The organism is Cellulomonas sp. NEAU-ZC6 (genome assembly GCF_056844425.1).
Genome location: NZ_JBXFYH010000001.1, coordinates 291,802 through 312,253 on the forward strand (window position 1 = coordinate 291,802; position 20,452 = coordinate 312,253).

The following is a 20,452-nucleotide window of genomic DNA, read 5'->3' on the forward strand; positions in this document are numbered from 1 at the left end:
CCACGTCATGCAGCCGTGGCTCGGCGCGGAGGAGATCGCCGCGGTGGCCGAGGTGATCGAGTCGGGCTGGGTGGCCCAGGGCCCGCGGGTCGCGGCGTTCGAGCGGGCCTTCGCCGCGGCGCAGGGCGCGGACCACGCCGTGGCGGTCTCCTCGTGCACGGCGGCGCTGCACCTGGCCCTGGTCGTGGCCGGGGTCGGCCCGGGCGACGACGTGGTGGTGCCGTCGTTCTCGTTCATCGCCACGGCCAACGCCGTGCGCTACGTCGGCGCCCGGCCGGTGTTCGCGGACGTCGACGCCGCGACGGGCGACCTGACCCCGGACACCGTCGCGGCCGTGCTGACGGACCGGACGCGCGCGGTGATCGCGGTGGACCAGGGCGGTGTGCCGGTCGACCTCGACGCGATCCGGGCGGTGACCGACCCCCGCGGCGTGGTCGTCGTCGAGGACGCGGCCTGCGCGGCGGGGTCGACCTACCGCGGCCGGCCGGTGGGCGCCCGCGCCGAGATCGCCGCCTGGTCCTTCCACCCCCGCAAGATCCTCACCACCGGGGAGGGCGGCATGGTGACCACCGGCCGCGCGGACTGGGCCGAGCGGGCGCGGCGGCTCCGGGAGCACGCGATGAGCGTGTCGGCCGCCGACCGGCACGCGAGCGCGCTGGCGCCGGCCGAGGAGTACCTCGAGCTCGGGTTCAACTACCGGATGACCGACCTGCAGGCCGCGGTCGGCCTCGTGCAGCTGGGCCGGCTGGCCGAGGCGGTCGACCGGCGGCGGCAGCTCGCGGCCGGCTACGCGAAGCAGCTCGCCGACATCCCGGGGCTGCGCCCGGTGACCGACCCGTCGTGGGGCACCGGCAACTTCCAGTCCTACTGGGTCGAGGTCGGTGCGGAGCACCCCCTGGACCGGGACGGTCTGCTGGCGCACCTCGCGGCCGCGGAGATCTCGGCCCGGCGCGGCATCATGGCGGCGCACCGCCAGCCGGCCTACGCCGGGCACCCGACGGCGCCGCTGCCGGTGACGGAGCGGCTGACCGACCGGACCCTGATCCTGCCGCTGTACCACCGGCTGTCCGAGTCCGAGCAGGCGCGGGTCGTCGACGCGCTCCGGTCGGCGGGCCGGTGACGGCCGGGCGCGCGCCGCGGCCGCTCGTCCTGGTGGGGGCGAGCGGGCTGGCCCGCGAGGTGCTGGCCGCGCTGCGGTCGCCCCGGTGGGCGGCTGCGCCGTACCACCCGGTCGGCGTCCTCGACGACGACCCCGGCACGCACGGGCGGGTCGTCGCCGGGGTCCCGGTGCTCGGCGGCGCGGCGGCGGTCACCGAGCACCCGGACGCGGACCTCCTGCTGTGCGTGGGCAGCGGCGCCGTGCGCGCCGCCCTGGCGGACCGGCTGCGCGCCCTGGGCGTCGGCGCCGGGCGGTGGGCGACGGTGGTGCACCCGTCGGTGGAGGTCCCGGCCGGCTGCGTCGTCGGCCCCGGCTCGGTGCTGCTGGCCGGCGTCGTGCTGACCGCCGACGTCCACGTGGGTGCCCACGTCGTGGTGATGCCGCACGTGACGCTGACCCACGACGACCGGGTCGCGGACTTCGCCACGCTCGCCGCGGGCGTCACGCTCGGCGGCGGGGTGGCGGTCGGTCCCCGCGCGACCCTCGGCATGGGGGCGTGCGTCCGCGAGCGGCTCCGCGTCGGCGCCGGCGCGACGCTCGGCGCGGGCGCCGTCCTGCTGACCGACCTGCCCGACGGCGCGACCTGGGCGGGCGTGCCCGCGCGGCCGCTGCGGCAGACCCGCTCCGGGCTCGAGCTCGAGCACGAGCACGAGCACGACGAGAGAACGGTGCCCGCGTGAGGATCCCCCTGGTGGACCTGGCCGCGCAGCAGGCCGAGGTGGACGACGAGGTCCGCGCCGGCATCGACGAGGTGTTCGCGACGACGGCGTTCGTCGGCGGCCCCGCGGTCGGCCGGTTCGAGGCCGCCTACGCCGCGGCCGTCGGCGTGCAGCACTGCGTCGGCGTGGCCAACGGCACGGACGCGCTGGAGCTCGCGCTGCGCGCCGTCGGCGTCGGACCCGGCGACGAGGTGGTGCTGCCGGCCAACACGTTCGTCGCGACGGCGGAGGCGGCCTCCCGGATCGGGGCGGTCCCGGTGCCGGTCGACGTCGACCCGGCGCAGCTGCTGATGGACCCGGCCGCGGCGCGGGCGGCGGTCGGCCCGCGCACCGGCGCGGTCGTGCCCGTGCACCTGTTCGGCCAGGTGGCGCCCGTCGAGGAGCTGCTGAAGACCGCGGCGGACGCGGGCGTCCCCCTCGTCGAGGACGCCGCGCAGGCGCAGGGCGCCCTCCGGAACGGGCGCCCCGCGGGCGGCATGGGGCTGGCGGCCGCCACCAGCTTCTACCCGGGCAAGAACCTCGGTGCCGCGGGCGACGCCGGCGGCGTGACGACGGACGACGCCGACGTCGCCCGGACCGTGCGGCTGCTCGGCGGGCACGGCAGCGCACGCCGGTACGACCACGAGGTCGTCGGGATGAACAGCCGGCTCGACACGGTCCAGGCCGTGGTGCTCGCCGCGAAGCTCCGCCGGCTCGCCGGGTGGAACGCGCGGCGCCGCCTCGCCGCGGCCCGGTACGCCGACCTGCTGGCCGGGGTGGACGGCGTGCGGGTGCCGGGCAGCGCCGCCGGCAACGAGGACGTCTGGCACCTGTACGTGGTGCAGGTCGAGGAGCGGGACCGCGTGCTCGCCGCGCTGCACGCGGCCGGTGTCGGCGCCGGGGTGCACTACCCGGTCCCCGTGCACCTGACGGGCGCCTACGCGCACCTGGGGCTCGGACGCGGCGCGTTCCCCGTCGCGGAAGCCGCCGCGGCCCGGGTGCTGTCCCTGCCGATGTACCCGCACCTGACCGCGGCGCAGCAGGAGCGCGTGGTCGAGGTGCTCGCCGCCGCCGTGGCGGGGTCGTCGTGAGGATCCTGGTCTACCCCGGGACCATGGAGGTCGGGGGCAGCCAGATCAACGCCGTCGAGCTGGCGCACCAGGCCGCGCAGGACGGGCACGACGTCGTGCTGTTCGGGCCGGACGGGGACCTGGTCGCACTGGTCGCCGAGCTGGGGCTCGACTACTTCCGGGCGCCGCAGGCGGGCCGGTGGCCGTCCCGCCGCAACATGCGGGCGCTGACCCGGCTGGTCGCCGAGCGCCGGGTCGACCTGGTGCACGGGTACGAGTGGGGACCGTCGCTCGACCTGGCGTTCGGGCCGCACCGCGCGCTCGGCGTGCCGCTGGTGACGACGGTGCTCTCGATGGACGTCCCCGAGCACGTCCCGCGGCACGAGCCCCTCGTGGTCGGCACCCGGCTGCTGGCCGAGCAGCAGCGCGGGCTGCGCCCCCGGGTGCACCTGGTCGAGCCGCCGGTCGACACCGTCCTGAACGCCCCCGGCCGGGGCGGGCCGGGGGCGCGGGAGCGGCTCGGGCTGGACCCGGGCGACCTGGTGGTCTCGGTCGTCGGCCGGCTGTCGGGCGACCTCGGCAAGGCCGACGGGGTGCTCGCCGCGATCGACGTGGCCGGCGCGCTGGCCGCGACGACGCCGGTCCGGCTCGTGGTCGCCGGGACCGGCCCGGTCGCGGGTCGCGTCGCCGAGCGCGCGTCCGCCGTGAACGACGCGGCCGGCCGTCCCGTGGTGGTCGTCACGGGTCAGCTGCTGGACCCCCGCCCGGTCTACGACGCCGCCGACGTCGTGATCGGGATGGGCAGCTCCGTGCTCAAGGGCATGGCGTTCGGCAAGCCGGTGGTCGTCCAGGGCGACCGCGGGGCCTGGCGCGCGCTGGACGCGGGGTCGCTGGCCGGCTTCCTGCACGAGGGGTGGATGTGCACCGGCCCGGGAGACGGCCGCGACCTGGAGCGCGCGCTGCGGCCGCTGCTGGCCGACCCCGCGCTGCGCGCCGAGCGGGGGGCGCTCGGGCGCCGCGTCGTGCGCGACACGTACGGCCTCGCCGCGGCGGCCCGCCGGGTGGACCAGGTCTACGCGGACGCGGTGGCGCACCGGCCGACCGCCGCGGTCCGGCGGGACGCGCTGCTGCGGTGCGCCGTCGACGTCGCGAAGTTCAAGGCGTCGCTCGCGCGCCAGCGGCTGGCCGCCGCGCGACCGGCGGCGCGGGCGCCGGCGACCGGCGGGGCGCGGCCGCACCGCGACCGGGTCGCGCTGTGACCGCCGGGGCGCCCGCCGGGCTGGGCCGCCAGGTCGGCCGCGGCCTGGCGTGGGGGAGCGTGGCCAGCCTGGTGCTGCGGTTCGGCAGCGTGCTGGTCGGCATCGTGCTGGCCCGGCTGCTCGCGCCGGAGGACTTCGGCGTGTTCGCGATCGCCCTCGCGGTGCAGGGCGTGCTGGTGACCGTCGTGGACCTCGGGCTGGGCGCGGACCTGGTGCGCGCCCGCGAGCCCCGGCGCCTCGAGCCGACGGTCGCGACCCTCAGCCTGGCGGCCGGGGTGCTGCTGGCGACGGCCATGGCGGCGTCGGCGGTGCCGGTGGCCCGCGCGCTGGGCAGCGTGCAGGCGGCGCCGGTCATCGCGGTCCTCGCCGGCACGCTGGTCGTGTCGGCGGCGGGGGTGGTGCCCTACGCGCGGATGCAGCGCGCGTTCCAGCAGCGGGAGATCTTCCTGACCGCCCTGGTCGACCTGGTGGTCGGCACCACCGTGACCCTCGCGCTCGTCCTGGCCGGCTGGGGGCCGATGGCGCTGGCGGTGTCGCGGGTGGTCGCGCAGCCGTGCGCCACCGCCGCCCAGTTCCTGCTGACCCGCACCCGGCCGCGGTTCGGGTTCGACCGCACGCTCGCGCGCGGCGCGATCGCGTACGGGGTGCCGCTGGCGGGGGCCAACCTGCTGTCCGTCGCGCTCCTCGCCGTCGACAAGGTGGTGCTGGCCCGGGGCGCCGGCGAGGTGGCGCTCGGCTACTACGTGCTGGCGTTCAACGTGGCCAGCTGGCCGATGACGGTGATCGGGCAGACGGTCCGGCCGGTTGCCCTGGCGGCGTTCTCGCGGCTGGACGAGCGGGACGCGACGGCTGTCGCGCCGCCGGGAGCGGCTCCGCCGGGTCTTGCGCCGCCCCGGGCGGCCGACGGGGGGCTCACGCTCGCGGTGCGGCTGACCTGGGTCGGCGCGGTGCCCGTGGCGTGCCTGCTCGGCGCCCTGAGCGCGCCGGTGGTCGTGCTGCTGTACGGCGAGCGCTGGCTGCCGGCGGCCGGTGCGCTCACGGCGCTGGCGACGTTCGGCGCGCTGCGCGTCGTGTTCGACCTGATGGCGACGTACCTCATCGCCCGCGGGGCGACCCGGCCGGTGCTCTGGGTCCAGCTCGCGTGGCTGGTGGCGCTGGTGCCCGCCGTGGTGGTCGGTGCGCGGGTCGCCGGGTCCGCGGGGGTCGGGTGGGCGCACGTCGTCGTCGCGGCGGGCGTGGTGCTCCCGCTGTACCTGCACGCGGTGCGACGCAGCGGCGCGGACCTGCGGGGGCTGGTCGGGGCCACCTGGCTGCCCCTGCTGGCCGGCGTGCCGACGGCGGTGCTCGCCGGGCTGGTGGGGGCGCGCGTCACCAGCCCGCTGCTCGGCCTGCTGGCGGGCGGGCTGGCGGGGACGGCCGCGTACCTCGCCGTGGTCGGCCGGCCGCTGCTGCGCGACGTCCGGGCGCTCCGGGCGACCCGCGCCGGCCCCGCAGTCCCCGCGGTTCCCGCCGACCCGGCGGGTGTCCCGTGACCGTCGACCACGCGGCGGTGCGGGGCACCGTGCGCGTCCGGCCCCGGCCCGTCGCGACCGGCGGCGCCACCGTGTCCGTGGTCGTGCCCTGCTACAACTACGGCCGGTTCCTCGCCGAGGCGGTGGGCAGCGCGCTGGACCAGACCGGGGTGCTGGTGGACGTCGTGGTCGTGGACGACGCCTCGACGGACGACTCGCGCGCCGTCGCGGCCCGCCTCGCCGCCGCCGACCCGCGGGTCACGGTCGTGGCGCACGACGTCAACCGCGGCCCGGTGGACACGTTCAACGCCGGGCTGGCGCGCGCGTCGGGGGAGTTCCTGGTCCGCCTGGACGCCGACGACCTGCTCACCCCCGGGTCGCTCGCGCGGTCGGTCGCCGTCGCGCGGGCGTACCCGTCGGTCGGCCTGGTGTACGGGCACCCGGTGCACTTCACCGACGAGCGGCCGCCCGCGCGGACCCGGGCGCGGCGGTGGACGGTCTGGCCGGGCCGGCAGTGGCTGCGGGACCGGTGCACCGACGGCTGCAACGTCATCACGTCGCCCGAGGTCCTCATGCGGACGTCGGTGGTGACCCGGGTCGGCGGCCAGCGGCCGCTGGCGCACACCCACGACATGGAGATGTGGCTGCGGCTCGCCGCGTTCGCGGACGTCGGGTACGTCGCGGGCGCCGACCAGGCCTGGCACCGGGACCACCCGGCGAGCATGTCCGCGCGGGAGGTCGACGACGCGACGGACTTCCGCGAGCGCGTCGCCGCGTTCGACGAGCTCGCGGCGGGCGTCGCGGCGGACCTGCCGGAGATGCCCGCGCTGCGGGCCGCCGCGCACCGGGCGCTGGTGCGCCAGGCGCTGCGGGCCTGCCGGTACGAGGTGGCCCGCGGGCGCCGGGACCCCGAGCGGGTCCGGGTGCTGCGCGCGCGGGCGCTCGCGCTGGAGCCGCGGCTGGCGGCGTCCGCGCGGTGGCGGCGGCTGGACGCGGCGCTCGGCACGGCGCCCGGCCCCGTCGGGCGGGCGCTCGGGCTGGTGCGGGCGTCGGCCGTGCGGGTCGAGGACGTCCGCCGGGCGCACCGGTGGGCGCGGACGGGCACGTACACGCGGGACGGGCTTCCGGCCGGACCGGGCACCCCCGACGGCGCCGGAGACGTCGCGGCGCCCGCCGGACGGAGGTGGATCACGTCATGAGCCCCTGGTCGGCACCACCACCGGGCCGTCGCGTCGTGTCCGCCGCGCACCGGGTCCGGGCGATGGGTCCCCGCGAGACGGCGCAGCGGGTAGCGGCCCGGCTCTACCGGCGCACGGGCGCCGCCGCGCTGGACTTCCCGCTGCTGCCCGACGACGTCGTGGACCCCGAGGAGGCCGCACGGGCCGTGCCGCCGTCCCCGCCGCCGTCGGGCCGCCCGCTGACCGTCGGGTGGCTGACCGTGCCGCCGGGCCTGCGGTCCGGCGGGCACACCACGATGTTCCGGATGGTCGAGGCCCTGGAGCAGGCAGGCCACCGGTGCGTGCTCTACCTCTACGACCGGCACGGCGGCGACCTCGCGCAGCGTGCCGCGGTGGTGCGCCGCGGCTGGCCGAGGGTGCGTGCCGAGGTGCGCGACGTCGCCGACGGCATCACGGGCGTGGACGCCTGCATCGCGACCTCGTGGCAGTCGGCGCACGTCCTGGCGCGGCGCGGCGTCGCCCCGATGCGGCGGCTGTACCTCGTGCAGGACTACGAGCCGTACTTCTACCCGCACGGCGCGCAGCACGCGCTGGCCGAGGACTCCTACCGCCTGGGCCTGCACGCCCTGGCGCTGGGGGAGATGGTCGGGGGGCACCTGCGGGCGCTCGGGGCGGAGGTGGACGTCGTGCCGTTCGGCTGCGACACCGCCGTCTACCGGTCGCCGGGGGCGACACCGCGGCACGGCGTGGTGCTGTACGCGAAGCCGGACGTCGCGCGGCGCGGGTACGACCTGGCCCGGCTCGCGCTCGAGCGGTTCCACCGGCAGCACCCGGAGCAGGAGATCCACGTCTACGGGGACCCCGCGCGCGACCTGCGGGTGCCCGTCACGCACCACGGCGGCCTCACCCCGGAGGCGCTGAACGCGCTCTACGGGTCGGCCGTGGCGGGCCTGGCCCTGTCGTTCACGAACATCTCGCTGGTGGCCGAGGAGATGCTCGCCGCCGGGACGCTGCCCGTGGTGAACGACGCCCCTGACGCGCGTGCCGACCTGCCGAACCCGCACGTCCTGTGGGCGGCGCCGACCCCGGGCGCGGTCGCGGCGGCGCTGTCCGCGGCGGTCGAGCACCCGGACCCGGTCGGGCGGGCGGCCGTCGTGGCGGCGAGCGTCGCGGGCCGGTCGTGGCGCGACGCCCAGGACCGGCTGGTGCGGCTCGTGGAGGAGCACGTGCGCGGCACGGTCGCCGTGCGACCCGCGGAGGGGGAGGGATGACCGGCCCGACGATGCTCGTCCTGACCCCCAGCTACCGCCCGGACCGCGCGCTGTGCGCGGACCTGAACCGGTCCGTGCTGCGGTTCGCCCCCGCCGACGTCCGGCACGCGGTCGTCGTGCCCACCGCCGACCTGCCGGTGTTCGCGCCGCTGGCCGGGCCGCGGACGACCGTCCTCGACGTGCGGGACGTGCTGCCCCGGCAGCTGCGCAAGGTGCCGCGGGCCAACGTCTGGGTGAACCCGCGGCGGCCGTTCCCCCCGGTCCGCGGCTGGGTCGCGCAGCAGGTGGTCAAGCTCGCCGCGGCCGCGGCGGCGACCGAGGACGTCGTCGTGGTCGTGGACTCCGACCTGGTGATGGTGCGGCCGTTCGACGGGCGGACGTTCGCCCCCGGCGGCGTGGTGCCGCTGTACCGGCGCGACGGCGCGGTCACCGCGCACCTGCCGCGGCACATGCACTGGCACGACGCGGCGCGGCGGCTGCTCGGCCTGCCCCCGACCGACGCCGCCGTGCGCCCGGACTACGTGTGCTGCCCGTGCGCGTGGGAGCCCGCCGTGGTCCGGCGGCTGCTGGCGCGGGTCGAGCAGGCGACCGGGCAGCCGTGGGCCACCGCCGTGGGCCGGCAGCTGCACGTCTCCGAGATGGTGCTGTACGGCGTGTTCGTGGACGAGGTCGAGTCCAGCGGCCGGGAGGTCGTGCGCACCGACGACATGCGGTGCCCGGGGCACTACGACGAGGTTCCGCTCGACGGGGACGGCCTCGCGGACCTGGTCGCGCGCCTGCGCCCCGAGGACGTCGCCGTCATGGTCTCGGCGAGGTCCGGCACGTCGCCGGAGCTGCGCCGCCGGATGGTGGACACCCTCCTCGCCCCGGCCGGGGGGCGCTGAGCGCGCCGTCCCGACCGTCAGCCGCCCCGCGGGGCCGTGGGCACGTCCGCGCGCCGCCGACCCGCGGGCGGGGGCGGGGTCGACGAGGCGGGCGGGGGCGACGAGGCCGGCCGGGCGCCGTCGGCGTGCTGCGCGCCGGACGGGTCGGGCGCGTCCGCGGCACCGGCCGCCTCGCGGCCGCCGGGCGGCGGCTCCGGCGACGTCCGGACGGAGCGGCTCCGGCCGGTCGTGGACCGGGTGCGGGGCTCGGCGGGGGTCCGCGACCGCGTCCGGGCACGGGTGGCGGGCGCCGCCGGTGGTGCGGCCAGTTGCTCGCCCGGCTGCTCGGCGGGCTGCTCGCCCGGCTGCTCGCCCGGTTCCTCGGTGGGCGGGGCAGCCGGCGGGGTGGTCGGCGGGGTCGTCGCCGCGGCGCCCGGTGCCGCCGCCCCCGCGGCCTCCGGTCCGGGCGGCCCGGCAGCACGCTCGGGACCCACCGGCACCGGCGCGACGGCGGCCGGCTGCTCGCCGGTTCCGGTCGCCGCGTCCCGGGCTCGTGCGCCACGGGAGCGGTACTGCCCGAGCGACGCCGCCGCGAACACCAGCACCGCGCCGCCGAGCAGCACCACGATCACGGCACGCAGCCGGCTCGAGAACTGCTCGGTCGCGGCGTCCGGCGCGGCGAGCCGGATGGCGGTGAACAGGTAGCGGTCGTCGGCGTCGTTCACCTTCTGCAGGTCGCGCAGCTCGTCCTCGAGGACGGCCCCGACGGCCTCCGCGGTCGCGATGGCCTCGGCAGGCGTCGGGCCGACCCCGGTGATGTCGACGACGAAGCCGTTCCCGGTCGGGCCGGGGCCGACGCCGTAGTCGGTGCCGATCCCCGCCCGCTCGAGGCCCGCCACGGTGTCCTCGGCGCCCAGGCGCGCGAGGACGGCGTCGGCGATCAGGTTCGGGTCCGCCGACCGCAGGTAGGGGTTGTCCGCGTTCAGGGCCGCGAGCGCGGGGTCGTCGTCGAGCTGCTCCTCGGTCGGGACCGCGGGGTTCACCAGGGCGTAGGTGGCCGTGGTCTCGTAGGACCGGGGCGCCAGCGCGTACACGTACGCGGCCGCGGCGAGGGTCAGCAGCAGCGCGGGCAGCACGTACCACCGCTGCCGCCACAGCACCCTCAGGACGTCGGTCGGGTCCATCGCTCCTCCTCGGTGCGCACGAGCAGCCAGACGGCGCCGGACAGCCCCACGAGCGCGGGGAAGGTCAGGGCGAAGACGGGGAACGACAACGAGTCGAAGGTCAGGGAGCACACCGCGCCGGCGAGCGTGCCGGCGGCGAGCGCACCGGCGAGGCAGCGCAGGCTCGCCGACCGGGCGGTCCGGGCCGCGTGCAGGCCGGCGACCCCCGGCAGCACCAGGTAGACCACGGTGGCGGCCACGCCGACCGCTCCCAGCGTGACCAGGGAGCTCAGGTACTGGTTGTCCAGGATGTGCAGCGCGTCGCTCGGCAGGTAGTTCCCGGGGCCGAGCCCGAGCACCGGGTTGGCCTCGTACATCGCGACGACGCGCGGGTAGTTGTCCAGCCGGGTGGCGATCGACGGGTCGGAGCTGTCGGCCCCGATCGCGCCGCCGAGCGTGCTCACCAGCCCGGGCACGGCGAGGAACATCATCGCGACCGCCACGGGTGCCGCGACCAGGACCCAGCGGCGCGTGGTCCGGGTCAGGAACGGCAGCGCGACCGTCAGCGCCACCAGGAGCCCGAGGACGCCCGACCGGGAGATGCTGACGGTGACGGCGAGCACGAGCGCGCCGGTCTGGGCCGCGTGCAGCCACCGGCGGCCCTGGGCGTCGTGCACGGCCCGCCACAGCGACAGCGGCAGCAGCATCGCGGCGACCACCCCGAGCTCGATGGGCGAGAACGCGATCCCGGCGACGCGGACCAGCGCGCCGCGCGGCTGGAACGGCGTGCTGCCGCCGTTCTCCGTGAAGCCCGGCATCACGTGGTGCGCCCACGTGACGGGGTCGACCGAGAACACGAACTGCACCAGCGCCACCAGGCAGCACACGAAGAACCCGTTCAGCAGCGCGCGCACGCACCGGGCCACGTCGTCCGTGGTCCGCACGCACTCGGCGCAGACGGTCACCAGCGCCGCGCTGGCCAGCACCAGCAGCAGCCAGCGCTCACCGGCAGCGCGGGCGGCGACCGTGCTGCCGCCCGTGGTGCCGACGTAGAGCGCGGCGGCGGACGCCGCCGACGCCAGCAGCAGCGCCGCGACCGCGATCCGGCCCGGGTGCCGTGCCGCGAGCGGGTCGTGCAGGCCCCACGCCCACGACACCAGCCAGAACGCACCGAGCAGCAGGCTGAGCAGCATCGGGACGGACCCCGCCGCGCCGACCGGGGCCAGCACCAGGCTCGCGGGCACGGCGCCGATGGTGAGCAGCGTCGCGCGGAGCAGCAGCGGCACCCCCCGCCGGTCCGCGGCCGGGGCCGCGGTGCCCCCCGGTGCGGCGCGAGGGCGAGCGGCGTCGGTCACGGCCGCCTCGCCGGTCACGCGGGTCGCCCCGGTCGCGGGCGTCACGGTGCCGTGCACCCGGCGGCGGCGTCCGGTGCGTGCGGGTACCGGTACAGGTGCACGGCCAGGCCGTCCGCGAAGTCGTCCGTGAGGACACCGTCCACGACCGCCAGCTCCCGGTCCTCGCCGAGCACGGTGACCGGGCCGTCGGCGGCGCACGTCAGGTCGAACGCCACCTCACCGGCACCGTCCCGCGTGGCCGCGGCCAGCAGGTACTGGTCGGCGCCGTCGACCTTGACCGCGGTGTCGACCGGGCCGTCGGCAGCCACCGCGCCGTCCAGGAACGGGGCGTTCAGCGCGGGCGCGAGCGCGACCAGCTGCGCGTTCACCTCCGAGACCCACGGTCGCACCGGGTCCCCGCACGGTTCGCGCAGCAGGTGGAACGACTCGCAGTCACCGCCGAAGCTGTGGTTGAAGTACACGATCCCGCGCGCGCCGTGGATCACGCTGCTCCACACCGCCGCCCGCACCTGCGGCCCGGTGATGGTCGGGGCGTCGTCCTCGGAGAACGGGTGCCCGAGCTCGACGAACGCCCAGACCGGCTGCGAGCCCGCGGGCCGCACCAGCGAGCGCACGCGGTCGACGGTGCGGCCGTAGTTGGCGGCGCGGCGGCAGTCCGCCTCGGCGAGCTCCCGGCCGCCGCCGAGCAGCCCGCCGCCCTCGCCCGCCCCGCAGATGTTGGGGTCCGTGAACCAGTAGGTGTCCACCGAGACGACGTCGCCGTAGTCGTTGACGAACCGCGCCGCGTCGGCGTCGTCGAGCCAGAACGCCACGCCCTTGCCGTAGTTCGCGTAGGTGAGGCCCGTCGCCGGCAGCGCGGACCGGACCGTCTCCTGCACGGTGAACCCGCACGCCGTCTCGTCGCCCTCCGGCGCGCACACCTCGCCCTGCCCGGGCCACAGGCCGGTCCAGCCGGCGTCGCCCGCGCCCGCCCACATGTCGACCTCGTCCGCGAGCACGAAGCCGTCGGCGAGCGGGTCGTCCCGGCCGACCAGCGCGTGCTGCCCCGTGCCCTCGAGCAGGGTCAGGTCGGAGTTCTCCGTGAGCTCGACGTACGTGTTCAGGCCGGCCTCGAGGTCGCGCCGGACGTCGTCCGGGTCGGTCAGGCTCTCCAGCCAGACTCCGACGGGGAAGTAGTCGGGCGTGGCCGGCAGCGACGGGTCGAACTGCCCGTGGTAGCCCGACCCGCCGTCGACGGCCCGCCAGGTCGGTGCGGGTGCCGGCTCGGCCTCGGCCGGGAACGGGACGCACGCGGCGGCGGCCAGCGCGGCGCCCGCGAGCACCGCGCCGAGGCCGAGCCGACCCGGCGCCGGGCGCGTCACGACCGGCTGCTCTCGTCGCGCTCCCAGCGGGAGCCGGCCGGCCGGCGGTCGATCCGCGCCAGCGCGACCAGGACCGCGTACGCAGCGGCGTCGACCGCCGTGCGCGGGCCGCGCACCGTACGGAGCAGGGCCGTCGGGGTGACCCGGGTGCCGGGAGGATCCCCGCGGGCGGCGCGGAGCGCGGCGTTGCCCCGGTAGGTGCGGCGCAGCACCCGCAGCAGGCTCCGGGCCGTCCGGGGCGCGGTCACCGCGACCGGCGGCGCGTCGACGACGGTCTTCTCCTCGGGGCGGAACAGCCCGTCCACCCAGAGGTCGTCGGCGACGAGGTCGGGGAACCGGCCCAGCCGCGCGCGACCGGCCACCGACAGCCCGTAGACGCCGGCGCCCCACAGCGCGTCCCGGCCCACGCCCAGCCGCGCACGGGCCCGGTGGAACGCCCGGACCGGCGCCGACGCGCCGGTCAGGTCCACGCGCGCCGGCGGGCGGGCGGCGAGCCAGGGCCCGTCCGCCAGCGCCCGCAGCGCGGCGGCCAGCGCGGCGGGCTGCACCCGCACGTCCGCGTCGACGTACAGCCGCGGCTCGGCCGTCGCGGCGGCGTCGCCCGCGTCCAGCGCCCGCGCCTTCGACGCCTGCGGCAGCTCCAGCACCCGGACCCCGGGGAACGCGCGCGCGACCGCGGCCGTGCCGTCCGTGCACCCGTTGGCGACCACCAGGACCTCCACGCCCGCCGTCCGTGCCCAGGGTGCCACGGGGGCGAGCAGCCGGCCGAGCACCGCCGCCTCGTCGTGCGCCGGGACGATCACGGCACCGTGCACGCCGGTGGTGAGGTCCGGGGCGGGGGCGGCCGCGCGGACCACGGGCCGGGCGCCGGGCAGCAGCCGCCGCCGGGCCGGGACGAGCAGCGCGCCCACGGCCGCGCGGTGCCCCGGGTCCCACGTCCGCGCCGCCGAGGTGAGCGCGGTGACGGCCAGCGTCGCGCCCGCCGCCGCGGCGGACCGGTGCTTGCGGGCGTAGCGGACGCGGTTGACCTGGAGCAGGGCCGTCAGCTGCGGTCCGGTCCCCGAGCCACCCTGCGCGTGCCGGACCCGGGCGGCGGGCTCGAACCACACCTCCCAGCCCGCCTCGCGCACCCGGCGGCAGTAGTCCGTCTCCTCGGAGTAGAGGAAGAACCGCTCGTCCCAGTCGCCGACCGATCGCGCGGTCGCGGCCCGGACCAGCACGGCGGCGCCCGTGCCCCAGTCGGCCGGGTGCGGCCACGCGTACGCCGTCGGGTCCCGCACCGTCTCGGAGAGCCACGCGGGACGGTCGCCGAGGTACCGCCCCAGCACCGCGTCGCCCAGCGCGCGGGTGACGGTCGGCTCGCGGCGCAGCGACGGGGCGACCGTGCCGTCGTCGTGCAGGAGCAGGGGGAGGACCAGTCCCGCCTCCGGCCGCTGCAGGCGGGCCAGCAGCGCCGCGACCGCACCGGGCTCCACGACCAGGTCCGGGTTGAGCACCAGCACGGCGTCGACGTCCGCCAGGTGGCGGGTCCCGACGTTGATCCCCCCGGCGTAGCCGAGGTTCCCGTGGCCCGCCACGGTCAGGACGTCGTCGTGCGCCCGCGCCCGCTCCAGGGTGGCGTCCGACGACCCGTTGTCCACGACGACGACCCGGACCGAGGTGCCGGCCGCCTCCCGCCGCAGGCTCGCGAGCAGCCGGTCCAGGTGGCCCGCGCTGTCGTACGTCACGACCACGACGCCGAGCGTCGCGCGGGTGCCCGCGGGGACGAACCGCGGAGCGTCCGGGCCCGCGTCCGCCGTCGTCCGCTCCGCCTGGGTCGTCACGGCGCCACCGCCGGGCTCGGCCGGGCGGCGCGGGCCGTGCCGTCCCGCACGTCGCCGGGGTCCGTGCCGGCGGCCGACGGCGCGCAGGGGACCAGCACGAAGCTGCGCCGTGCCAGCACCTCGTACGCCGGCGGGCCGTCCACCAGGTAGCGGCGGGCGAGGCGCCGGGGCTCGTGCGCGAGCCGCCACGCCCACTCCATCCCGTGCTCGCGCACCGGCTCCGGCGCGCGCGGCACCACGCCCGCCAGGAAGTCGACCACCGCCCCGAACGCCAGCAGCACCGACGCCCCGGTCAGCGGGCCGTACCGGACGATCCACCGCTCCTGCCGCGGCTTGCCGAGGCCGACGACCAGGATGTCGACCCGCGCGGCGCGGACCTTCTCGGCCCAGACGCGGCAGCGGTCGGCGTCGTCCAGCTCGGCGCGCTCCGGGGACCAGAACCCGCCGACCACGAGCCCCGGGCGGTCGTCCGCGAGCCGGCGGGACAGTGTCCCGAGGACCTCGGGCCGCCCGCCCAGGAACCCGACGGTGAGCCCGCGGGCCTCCGCCGCGTCGAGGACGGGGTCGACCAGGTCGCTGCCCGCGAGCCGGGGCCAGGCCCGGCCGGTCAGGTGGGCGGCGTGCCGGACCAGCGGGGCCCCGTCCAGCAGGTTGAGCCAGCGCACCGGCGGCGCCGCGCGGCGGTCGGCCCGGGCGCGTACGGCACCGGCGTAGCTGCCGGGGAACGGCTCACCGGCGCCGGGGTGGGCCCAGGCGAACGGGACCAGCGACGACGGCCCGTGGTAGCCGAAGTGGTGGATGTGGTCGAGGTTGGCGCTCATCACCCCGAGCGGCCAGGCCGCGCCGGGAGCGCGCGCGGCGTGGCCGACGATGGCCGTCACGGCCTCGGGCGTCTCGAACAGGTCGACCGGCGTCCCGCCGAGCAGGACACGTGGCCAGGCCGGGCGTGCGTTCATGCGTCACCGTCCGGGGGATCGGCTGCGGCGGGGCGCCGGGGGAGCGCGCGGAGGGCACGAGCGGGAGGGGCGAGGGCGGCGGGCCGGCCGACCGGCGGCGGGGAAGCAGGTGGGCACGACGCGGCGGGTCGAGGAGGCGGCCGCCCGGTGGGCGGCGCGGCGTGCGCCTCGGTCGTCGGCATCGTTGCTCGATCCGTCGGTCACATCCCCGGGCTCCGTGCGGAGTCTCCGCAAGAAAGGGACATTTCGGACATCCAGGACACGAGGACCATAGGGTGTACTCCGGACGGGGGACAAGGGTGGTTCCACCGCCTCCCCGGCGTGCCGGGTGCGCCCCGGGTGAAATCGCGTCGTCCGCTCGCCGCCCGCCGGTCGCCGGTCTACCCTCCCGCCGCCCGCCGGGCACGGCCGCCCCGACCCACGGCGTCCGCAATGCGCACTAGGTGGTCGAAAAGCGGCTGTGCGTGTCGGTGGCGGTGCGTACCCTCGCACGAGTCGATCACGGACGGTTCCCCCCGTCCGGCCGTGGTCGCGGACCTCGCTGCCCGCCACCTGGAGAGACGACGTGCTCGGACGACTGCTGCTGCGCTACCTGCGCCCCTACCGATGGCTCCTCGCCGGCGTGCTGGTGTTCCAGCTCGGCTCGGCGCTGGCCATGCTCTACCTGCCCAGCCTCAACGCGGACATCATCGACCAGGGCGTGGCCCGCGGCGACACCGCGTACATCTGGCGCACCGGCGGTTTCATGCTCGCCGTGTCGCTCGGGCAGATCGTCGCGGCGATCATCGCGACGTACTTCGCCGCCCGCGCGGCGATGCAGGTCGGCCGCGACCTGCGCGACGACGTGTTCGGCCGGGTGAGCGGCTTCTCCGAGCGCGAGATCTCGCGGTTCGGCGCCGGCTCGCTCATCACCCGCAACACCAACGACGTCCAGCAGGTCCAGATGCTCGCCATGATGGGCGCGACGATGCTGGTGACCGCCCCGCTGCTCGCGATCGGCGGCGTCGTGATGGCGCTGCGTCAGGACGTCGGGCTGTCCTGGCTCATCGCGGTGTCCGTCCCCGTGCTGCTGCTCATCGCGGGGCTGGTGATCAGCCGGATGGTCCCGCTGTTCCGCTCGTTCCAGTCCAAGCTCGACGCCGTCAACCGGATCATGCGCGAGCAGCTCACCGGCGTGCGGGTCGTCCGGGCGTTCGTCCGGGAGGACATCGAGGCGGAGCGGTTCGGCGTCGCCAACACCGACATCATGGTCGTCGGCCGCAAGATCGGCTCCCTGTTCGTCGTGCTGTTCCCGCTCGCGATGCTCGTGCTCAACGTGACCGTCGTCGGGGTGATCTGGTTCGGCGCCATCGAGGTCGACGCGGGGAACGTGCAGGTCGGCACGCTCCTGGCGTTCATGCAGTACATCGGCCAGATCCTCATGGGCGTGCTCATGGCCTCCTTCATGACCGTGATGATCCCGCGCGCCGCGGTGTCGGCCGAGCGGATCAGCGAGGTGCTGGCCAGCGAGTCGACCCTCGTGGAGCCGACCGAGCCGGTGCTCGACCTGCCGCACCCCGGCGAGGTCGTGCTCGACGACGTGACGTTCGCGTACCCCGAGGCCGAGCACCCGGTGCTGTCCGGCGTGTCGTTCACGGCCCGCCGGGGGCAGACCCTCGCGATCATCGGGTCGACGGGCGCGGGCAAGACCACGCTCGTCTCGCTGATCCCGCGGCTGTTCGACGCGACGTCCGGCGCCGTGCGCGTCGGCGGTGCGGACGTGCGCGACGTCGAGCTCGAGGCCCTGTGGGCCGGCATCGGCCTGGTTCCGCAGCGGCCGTTCCTGTTCGCCGGGACGGTGGCCTCCAACCTGCGCCTCGGCCAGGAGGACGCCACCGACGCGGACCTGTGGCGCGCGCTCGAGATCGCGCAGGCCAGCGACTTCGTCGCGCAGATGGACGGCGGGCTGGAGGCGCGGATCGCGCAGGGCGGCACCAACGTCTCCGGCGGGCAGCGACAGCGCCTCGCCATCGCGCGGGCGCTCGTGCGGCGGCCGGCGGTGCTCGTGTTCGACGACTCGTTCTCGGCGCTCGACCTCGCGACCGACGCCCGGCTCCGGCAGGCGCTCTGGCGCGAGCTGCCCGAGGTCACCAAGATCGTCGTCGCCCAGCGGGTGTCCACCGTGACCGGCGCCGACGCGATCCTCGTGCTCGAGGACGGCCGCGTGGCGGGCCTCGGCACCCACGAGCAGCTGCTCGAGACCAACCAGACGTACCGCGAGATCGCGGAGTCCCAGCTCGCGGTGGAGGCCGGCGCATGAGCGAGAAGACCGCCCAGCGGGAGCAGCCCGAGCTCACCGAGGAGGAGAAGCTCGAGATCGAGATGGGGGAGGCCGCGCGGCTCGCGTCCGACTCCTGGGACGGCGTCGCCCCCGGCAAGGCCGACGACTTCAAGGCGTCCTTCGGCCGGATGATCGGGCTGCTGCGCCCGTACCGCGCCGCCCTGATCGCGGTGTCGCTGCTCGGTGCCGCCGGCGTGGTGCTCACGGTGCTCGCGCCGCGGGTGCTCGGCCGCGCCACGGACGCCGTGTTCTCCGGCTTCCTGTCCCGGCAGCTGCCCGAGGGCATCACCCAGGACGAGGCCGTCGCCGGTCTCCGGGCGAGCGGCCAGGACCAGCTCGCCGGGATGGTCGAGGCGATGGACCGCCTGGTGCCGGGCGCCGGCATCGACTTCGACCTGCTCGGCCGGCTGCTGCTCACCGTGCTGGCCCTGTACGTCGCCGGGGCGTTCCTGACCTGGCTGCAGGGCTACATCATCAACATCATCATGGTCCGTGCCATGTGGCGGCTGCGCGAGCAGGTCGAGACCAAGATCAACCGCCTGCCCCTCGCGTACTTCGACAAGGTGCAGCGCGGCGAGCTGATCTCCCGCGTCACCAACGACATCGACAACATCACGCAGACGATGCAGCAGTCGCTGTCCACCGCGCTGACCTCGATCCTCACCGTGATCGGCGTGCTGGTGATGATGTTCTCGATCTCCTGGCAGCTGGCCCTGGTCGCGCTGGTGTCGATCCCGCTGATGGGCGTGATCTTCGGCGTGATCGGGCCGAGGTCGCAGAAGGCGTTCGGCATCCAGTGGCGCAAGGTCGGCCGGCTCAACGCACGCGTCGAGGAGTCGTTCTCCGGGCACGCCCTGGTCAAGGTGTTCGGCCGCCGCCGCGACTTCGCCGACAAGTTCCGCGCCGAGAACGAGGAGCTGTACCAGGCCTCGTTCAAGGCGCAGTTCCTGTCCGGCATCATCTGGCCGGGCATGTCGTTCGTCGGCAACCTCACCTACGTCGGCATCGCGGTGCTCGGCGGGCTGATGGTGGCCAACGGGACCATGCGGCTCGGCAGCGTGCAGGCGTTCATCCAGTACGCCCAGATGTTCACCCAGCCGCTGTCCGAGCTCGGCGGCATGGCCGCGGTCGTGCAGTCCGGCACCGCGTCGGCCGAGCGCGTGTTCCAGCTGCTCGACGAGGACGAGCAGCGCCCGGACGCGGTCGACGCCCCGGCCCCGGCCGACGGCGACGGCACCATCGCGTTCGAGCACGTGTCGTTCTCCTACAGCCCCGAGCACCCGCTGATCACCGACCTGTCGTTCACCGTGCGCCCCGGGCAGACGGTGGCGATCGTCGGACCCACGGGAGCGGGCAAGACCACGCTGGTGAACCTGCTCATGCGGTTCTACGAGCTGGACGGCGGCCGCATCCTGGTCAACGGCCAGGACATCGCCACCCTGAGCCGGCACGACGCCCGCGCGCGCACCGGCATGGTGCTGCAGGACCCGTGGCTGTTCGCCGGGACCATCCGGGACAACATCCGGTACGGCCGGCAGTCCGCCACCGACGAGGAGATCCTCGCCGCGGCGCAGGCCACCTACGTCGACCGGTTCGTGCACTCGCTGCCGCACGGGTACGACACCGTGCTGGAGGAGGACGCGGCCAACCTGTCGGCAGGGGAGAAGCAGCTGCTCACCATCGCCCGCGCGTTCGTGGCGCGGCCGTCGGTGCTGATCCTCGACGAGGCGACGTCCTCGGTCGACACCCGCACCGAGCGGCTGCTGCAGCGGGCAATGGCCTCGCTCCGGCAGGGCCGGACGTCGTTCGTCATCGCGCACCGGCTGTCCACCATCCGCGACGCCGACCTGATCCTCGTGATGGAGCAGGGCGCCATCGTCGAGAAGGGCACGCACGACGAGCTCATCGCGTCCGGCGGGGCCTACCACCGGCTCTACCAGTCGCAGTTCGCCGGCGCGCTGGTCGAGGAGGAGGCGTGACCGAGATCCGCGGGGGCCGGCGGGCTGCCGGCCCGCGCGGGCCGCTGCCGAGGATTCCGACCGCCGCCGTCGCGGCGGTGACCCTGGTCGTCGGGTTCGCGGTGGCGCAGGGCACCGGTGTCCGCGCGCTCGGCGGCGTCGTCCTCGTGCTCGGCGTCGCGTGGTGCGCGTGGCGGGCCCTGCCCGCCGCGGGCGTCGCGCGGGTGCTCGCCGTGGTCGTGCTCGGCGCGGTGTGCTTCGCCGGCGCGCACGTGCTCGCCGGGAGCCTCGGCGCGTGGCTGTCCGTGCTGCTCGTCGCCGCGGTGCTCGCCGTCGGCACCGCGGTGCTGGTGGACGGGGCGAACGGCACCTCCCGCGCCTGACGCCCCGCACTGCCGTCGGGCCGGGAGGTCGTCGTGGGCGCGGCGTCGAGCCGCGGATCGACGACCTCGCGGTGGCCCGGCGTGGTGGCGCGCTGCCGAGCGGAAATCCGTTCGGCCGTGTCCG

16 protein-coding genes are annotated in these 20,452 nt (G+C 76.8%); 11 read left to right on the forward strand and 5 right to left on the reverse strand.

Features of this window, described 5'->3' with window-relative positions; translation table 11 throughout:
• Positions 1 to 7: 7 nt before the first annotated feature.
• Genes AC1050_RS01300 through AC1050_RS01335 form a run of 8 tightly spaced genes read left to right on the forward strand, consistent with a single transcriptional unit; the run spans position 8 to position 9,030 of the window.
• Positions 8 to 1,120 (forward strand): DegT/DnrJ/EryC1/StrS family aminotransferase, encoded by a 1,113-nt coding sequence (locus tag AC1050_RS01300; protein WP_482387213.1) that lies wholly within the window; start codon positions 8 to 10, stop codon positions 1,118 to 1,120.
• A complete protein-coding gene (locus AC1050_RS01305; RefSeq protein ID WP_482385576.1) occupies positions 1,117 to 1,839 on the forward strand; it encodes a NeuD/PglB/VioB family sugar acetyltransferase in 723 nt (240 codons plus the stop codon). Before AC1050_RS01300 ends, AC1050_RS01305 begins: the two co-directional genes overlap by 4 nt.
• Positions 1,836 to 2,948, forward strand: a complete 1,113-nt coding sequence (locus tag AC1050_RS01310) for a DegT/DnrJ/EryC1/StrS family aminotransferase (RefSeq protein WP_482385577.1) — start codon at positions 1,836 to 1,838, stop codon at positions 2,946 to 2,948. The genes AC1050_RS01305 and AC1050_RS01310 overlap by 4 nt, the downstream gene beginning before the upstream one ends.
• A complete protein-coding gene (locus AC1050_RS01315) occupies positions 2,945 to 4,186 on the forward strand; it encodes a glycosyltransferase family 4 protein (RefSeq protein WP_482385578.1) in 1,242 nt (413 codons plus the stop codon). Before AC1050_RS01310 ends, AC1050_RS01315 begins: the two co-directional genes overlap by 4 nt.
• Entirely contained in the window at positions 4,183 to 5,718 is a 1,536-nt protein-coding gene (locus AC1050_RS01320; protein WP_482385579.1) for an oligosaccharide flippase family protein, read from the forward strand. Before AC1050_RS01315 ends, AC1050_RS01320 begins: the two co-directional genes overlap by 4 nt.
• The gene (locus tag AC1050_RS01325; protein ID WP_482385580.1) at positions 5,715 to 6,896 is read left to right on the forward strand and encodes a glycosyltransferase family 2 protein; all 1,182 of its coding nucleotides are present in this window, start codon (positions 5,715 to 5,717) and stop codon (positions 6,894 to 6,896) included. The genes AC1050_RS01320 and AC1050_RS01325 overlap by 4 nt, the downstream gene beginning before the upstream one ends.
• Positions 6,893 to 8,146, forward strand: a complete 1,254-nt coding sequence (locus AC1050_RS01330; protein WP_482385581.1) for a rhamnosyltransferase WsaF family glycosyltransferase — start codon at positions 6,893 to 6,895, stop codon at positions 8,144 to 8,146. Before AC1050_RS01325 ends, AC1050_RS01330 begins: the two co-directional genes overlap by 4 nt.
• Positions 8,143 to 9,030: a DUF6492 family protein gene (locus AC1050_RS01335; protein ID WP_482385582.1), complete on the forward strand. Its 888-nt coding sequence runs from the start codon at positions 8,143 to 8,145 to the stop codon at positions 9,028 to 9,030. The genes AC1050_RS01330 and AC1050_RS01335 overlap by 4 nt, the downstream gene beginning before the upstream one ends.
• 17 nt (positions 9,031 to 9,047) lie before the next feature.
• Here AC1050_RS01335 and AC1050_RS01340 read toward each other — a convergent pair whose 3' ends face one another.
• From AC1050_RS01340 to AC1050_RS01360, 5 genes are all read right to left on the reverse strand, one after another.
• Entirely contained in the window at positions 9,048 to 10,193 is a 1,146-nt protein-coding gene (locus AC1050_RS01340; protein ID WP_482385583.1) for a YveK family protein, read from the reverse strand.
• Entirely contained in the window at positions 10,172 to 11,458 is a 1,287-nt protein-coding gene (locus tag AC1050_RS01345; RefSeq protein WP_482385584.1) for an O-antigen ligase family protein, read from the reverse strand. The genes AC1050_RS01340 and AC1050_RS01345 overlap by 22 nt, the downstream gene beginning before the upstream one ends.
• Before the next feature lie 110 nt (positions 11,459 to 11,568).
• Positions 11,569 to 12,888 carry a hypothetical protein gene (locus AC1050_RS01350; protein WP_482385585.1) on the reverse strand — a complete coding sequence of 440 codons (1,320 nt, stop codon included), beginning with the start codon at positions 12,886 to 12,888 and terminating at the stop codon, positions 11,569 to 11,571.
• On the reverse strand, positions 12,885 to 14,711 hold the full coding sequence (locus tag AC1050_RS01355; RefSeq protein ID WP_482385586.1) for a glycosyltransferase family 2 protein: 1,827 nt from the start codon (positions 14,709 to 14,711) through the stop codon (positions 12,885 to 12,887). The genes AC1050_RS01350 and AC1050_RS01355 overlap by 4 nt, the downstream gene beginning before the upstream one ends.
• On the reverse strand, positions 14,708 to 15,667 hold the full coding sequence (locus tag AC1050_RS01360; RefSeq protein ID WP_482385587.1) for a WecB/TagA/CpsF family glycosyltransferase: 960 nt from the start codon (positions 15,665 to 15,667) through the stop codon (positions 14,708 to 14,710). The genes AC1050_RS01355 and AC1050_RS01360 overlap by 4 nt, the downstream gene beginning before the upstream one ends.
• Before the next feature lie 565 nt (positions 15,668 to 16,232).
• On the opposite strand from AC1050_RS01360, the gene AC1050_RS01365 reads away from it, so the two are divergent.
• The 3 genes from AC1050_RS01365 to AC1050_RS01375 are packed head-to-tail and all read left to right on the forward strand — an operon-like array spanning position 16,233 to position 20,328.
• Positions 16,233 to 17,966 (forward strand): ABC transporter ATP-binding protein, encoded by a 1,734-nt coding sequence (locus AC1050_RS01365; RefSeq protein WP_482385588.1) that lies wholly within the window; start codon positions 16,233 to 16,235, stop codon positions 17,964 to 17,966.
• Positions 17,963 to 19,966, forward strand: coding sequence for an ABC transporter ATP-binding protein (locus tag AC1050_RS01370; protein WP_482385589.1), 2,004 nt, complete (start codon positions 17,963 to 17,965; stop codon positions 19,964 to 19,966). Before AC1050_RS01365 ends, AC1050_RS01370 begins: the two co-directional genes overlap by 4 nt.
• On the forward strand, positions 19,963 to 20,328 hold the full coding sequence (locus AC1050_RS01375) for a hypothetical protein (RefSeq protein ID WP_482385590.1): 366 nt from the start codon (positions 19,963 to 19,965) through the stop codon (positions 20,326 to 20,328). The genes AC1050_RS01370 and AC1050_RS01375 overlap by 4 nt, the downstream gene beginning before the upstream one ends.
• Positions 20,329 to 20,452 lie beyond the last annotated feature (124 nt).

Bases quoted from the DNA above. Each gene is read 5' to 3' on its own strand.
- AC1050_RS01335 (WP_482385582.1), top strand. From the start codon at position 8,143: ATGACCGGCCCGACGATGCTCGTCCTGACCCCCAGCTACCGCCCGGAC.
- AC1050_RS01340 (WP_482385583.1), bottom strand. From the start codon at position 10,193: ATGGACCCGACCGACGTCCTGAGGGTGCTGTGGCGGCAGCGGTGGTAC.
- AC1050_RS01300 (WP_482387213.1), top strand. From the start codon at position 8: ATGCAGCCGTGGCTCGGCGCGGAGGAGATCGCCGCGGTGGCCGAGGTG.
- AC1050_RS01360 (WP_482385587.1), bottom strand. From the start codon at position 15,667: ATGAACGCACGCCCGGCCTGGCCACGTGTCCTGCTCGGCGGGACGCCG.
- AC1050_RS01370 (WP_482385589.1), top strand. From the start codon at position 17,963: ATGAGCGAGAAGACCGCCCAGCGGGAGCAGCCCGAGCTCACCGAGGAG.
- AC1050_RS01330 (WP_482385581.1), top strand. From the start codon at position 6,893: ATGAGCCCCTGGTCGGCACCACCACCGGGCCGTCGCGTCGTGTCCGCC.